Genomic DNA, 2,915 nt, shown 5'->3' with positions numbered 1-2,915 from the left:
GGGTCAAATGACGACTGCCGTTGTGGAACTGATCTGCAATCACGATCGCGGGCCGCCGGAACAGCGGGTGGAACGGATAGGCGACCTCCACCTCATGCCCTAGAATCCGGGCATCATGAGGTCCCGTCGGACGGCGGCGGAAGCACCTGGGCAACCATCGCGACCCTTTTGCAAACCGCCAAAATGAACAGCGTCGATCCACTCGCCTGGCTCACCCAGACCCTCGATCGCATCGCCAACCGCTGGCCGATCTCCCAAATCGATCAGCTCATGCCGTGGAACCACCAAGCCTGAACGGCCTCAGCTGCGCGCTTACCCATTTGTTCAAGTCCCAGTAGGCGAATCTAATTCTCTCCATTTACGAACTGATCAGCCTGCATATGAGTGAATTACCGCCAGATGGATGCAAATCCAACATTCTAAAATCGTCGAATCATTGCACAATAACAAACAGATAGCGGAGCTTCTTTTCTTCCTTTTGGCTACAAAATGCTCCCTTGAGCGCCGCGACGCCACGCTGTTGACAGAGATTGTTGAGTTGCTTTTCCAATATTTTGGTTTCGTCAGAAAAATTCGATCCCTGGAAACTGGATTGGGAACTCTGACATGCAGTCAGCTCAAATATGCTAGCGCTACGAGGACAACACGAGTGATTGGACCGTTCCAACACATGATCTAAACGCACCTCAGTTCGACTATCGCCTAATAGCAGGCAACTCTGTAGTGACCCTGGGTTCGTATCGCCATGCTGTTTGCTGGCCCCATCGCGCGAGCTGCCAGTGCGCCACCCGGTCCGGCGAAGCTGACGGCAGCCATCGCGCCCTTCGTCGCCATGTTTTGTGTCTGCACGGCTCGTGAATGCGCCTGAAGCTGATCGATGCACGATTGCGCAGAGGCATAGCCCTTGGCGCGCTCAATATCCTCTGGTGTGGCATCGGGGCGGTCGACCGCCATTTCGGCAGTCGCTTGGCGGCTGGCAATGTCGGCCCGCAGCGCAGTCATCCGAGCATCGCCGCTGTTGCAACCCATAGCAGGCAGACAGAGCACAGCAGCGAAAAGCCATCTGTTATTCATTGCAACTTTTCCCATGATGCGGTTTGAAATACGTGATGATGTTGTCATCCTGGTCCCGTCGCCAGGTGCGGCGCAGATGTCCCACAAGCTCCTCTGACGGCCCGTTTCGAGCCGCAGCCGGCCGCGCAACATAGACTAACCTCATCGAGCTATAGCTGGCCTCGCAGAGAGGCCGAAGGGGCAATTAGTTACAATTCTTCTGCTAGTTAGGGAGCCTTCAAGCCGCGCGCCGATACCGCGCCAGCGAGATCGGGGTCCACACAGCCGACCACACGAAAGCGTTTTTCATCACGCCATATGCTTGGCGTGGCGGTCAAGTACGGCAAGATCGTCCTGACCGGATCGGATGAGTTGCTGCCGGAACCGATGCGTCGTGCTTGTAAAAGCGAACTAAACTGCTCACGAGGTGAGGTAGCTCTGCCGGGTAATTCGATGTGCATATCTTCGCCCTCGGCTGAGGAAGCAGAAATGAACATGCTCTGGTGGGTGGCAAATGGCCCCGGTGTTTGACGCCGAGGTGAGGGGGAAATGTGCGAGTAGGCGTGCGACTAGGCGTCGACAGCGGTGCGCCACACGGTCAGCGGCTGTCGGCACGGACGTAGAGGGCAGCATGGGCATCGACCGGTTTGTCGAGCAGGCTTCGCTCGGCAATGATTGCATCGGCCGGCGCCATGACGTCGAACACGCTGAAGTCGGGCATCTGCCACGACGCGGCACTGAGGCCTTCGCCGTAGTCGACACGCAGCGAATGGGGAGTGAAGAACGCCAGCGCGGCGGCGAGTGCCAGGCACGCTAACGGCAGGCTAAAGAACATGCGGGAATATCGCATGGCAGTCTCCTGGGTTTGAGGGGATGCCGTGGCTGCCCGCACGACCGGGAAGTCGCTACCAACCGCAATCGCGCTTCGGCAGTTTGCCGCGTCTCGAGGGTCTGCGAGCTCGTACACGTAGAAGTGGTTCAGGTTAGCGCCCTGCCTGGGTTGCGTTCAGATGGACGAGGTATTCGGCGACGAAGCGCTCTGCTTGTCAGTTAGCGCCACGTCTGGTTTACCTGGTATTCTGCCGGCGGGTTGAGGGGAGATTCATTTGTCAGGTTTTCTAAATAGACGATCCCTGATTGTGGGAGGGATGTCATTTCTAGCTCTATTCGGACGTGCCGAAGCCTCCCAGAAGCGTTGGTATATTGGGAGAATTCCAGATCACCCGTTTGATATTCCTCTGGTCGACAAGGCGCTTGTTCCGAGGCAGTTCCACCGACAGTCTGTAGCTTATTCAGGCAAGGAACCTGTCGGAACGATCCTTATCAACAAGCAAGAGCGCTTCCTGTACTACATCGAAGGTCCTGGTAGGGCGATCCGCTTCGGGATTGCAGTCGGTCGGGACGGACAGAAATGGAGTGGTGAGGCAATAGTTCAACGAAGGGCCAAATGGCCAACGTGGACTCCTACAGCCAATATGCGACGCCGTAACCCGAACTTGCCCGTGCGCGTCCCCGGAGGCCCGCAAAATCCGCTCGGAGCAAGGGCCCTGTATCTCTATCGTGATGGCCGGGATACCCTATACCGTATTCATGGGACCAATGAGCCGTGGTCTATTGGCACTGCTGCATCGTCCGGTTGCATTCGGATGTTGAACGAGCATGTTTTTGAGCTCTTTGGGACAGTGCGCAACGGCGCCCGAGTTATCGTTGTCTAGTCACTTTGCGCCAAGGTCAGGGGATCAGAAGCCTTGTCCGTCCGCAGTTCTGATTTCGTATCGATCGACAGACCATGTGAGCGGTGGGATGGTGGCCGCCTCGACCGATTAGAATCGGTCTTGCGGGAGGGATGCGCCATTGGCAGC

At 57.0% G+C, this 2,915-nt stretch carries 3 protein-coding genes and 1 pseudogene; 2 read left to right on the top strand and 2 right to left on the bottom strand.

Going from position 1 to position 2,915, the window contains the following annotated elements:
• Positions 1-126: 126 nt before the first annotated feature.
• Positions 127-294, top strand: a pseudogene (locus tag AC1DUU_RS28025) (transposase domain-containing protein); the annotation flags it as partial.
• A gap of 408 nt (positions 295-702) precedes the next feature.
• Here AC1DUU_RS28025 and AC1DUU_RS28020 read toward each other — a convergent pair.
• Together AC1DUU_RS28020 and AC1DUU_RS28015 are read right to left on the bottom strand one after the other, a co-directional pair.
• On the bottom strand, positions 703-1,122 hold the full coding sequence (locus AC1DUU_RS28020) for a hypothetical protein (protein WP_476786612.1): 420 nt from the start codon (positions 1,120-1,122) through the stop codon (positions 703-705).
• A gap of 529 nt (positions 1,123-1,651) precedes the next feature.
• Complete coding sequence (locus tag AC1DUU_RS28015; protein ID WP_476786611.1) at positions 1,652-1,903, bottom strand: hypothetical protein; 252 nt, start codon at positions 1,901-1,903, stop codon at positions 1,652-1,654.
• Between the two features lie 298 nt (positions 1,904-2,201).
• Here AC1DUU_RS28015 and AC1DUU_RS28010 point away from each other — a divergent pair, with 298 nt between their 5' ends.
• Positions 2,202-2,768, top strand: coding sequence for a L,D-transpeptidase (locus AC1DUU_RS28010; RefSeq protein ID WP_476786613.1), 567 nt, complete (start codon positions 2,202-2,204; stop codon positions 2,766-2,768).
• Positions 2,769-2,915: the final 147 nt, after the last annotated feature.

It is taken from the genome of Aminobacter sp. P4_H6_2, assembly GCF_056400805.1.
The sequence above is the reverse complement of the archived record's forward strand: the minus strand, read 5'-3'. Positions and strand labels throughout refer to the sequence as shown.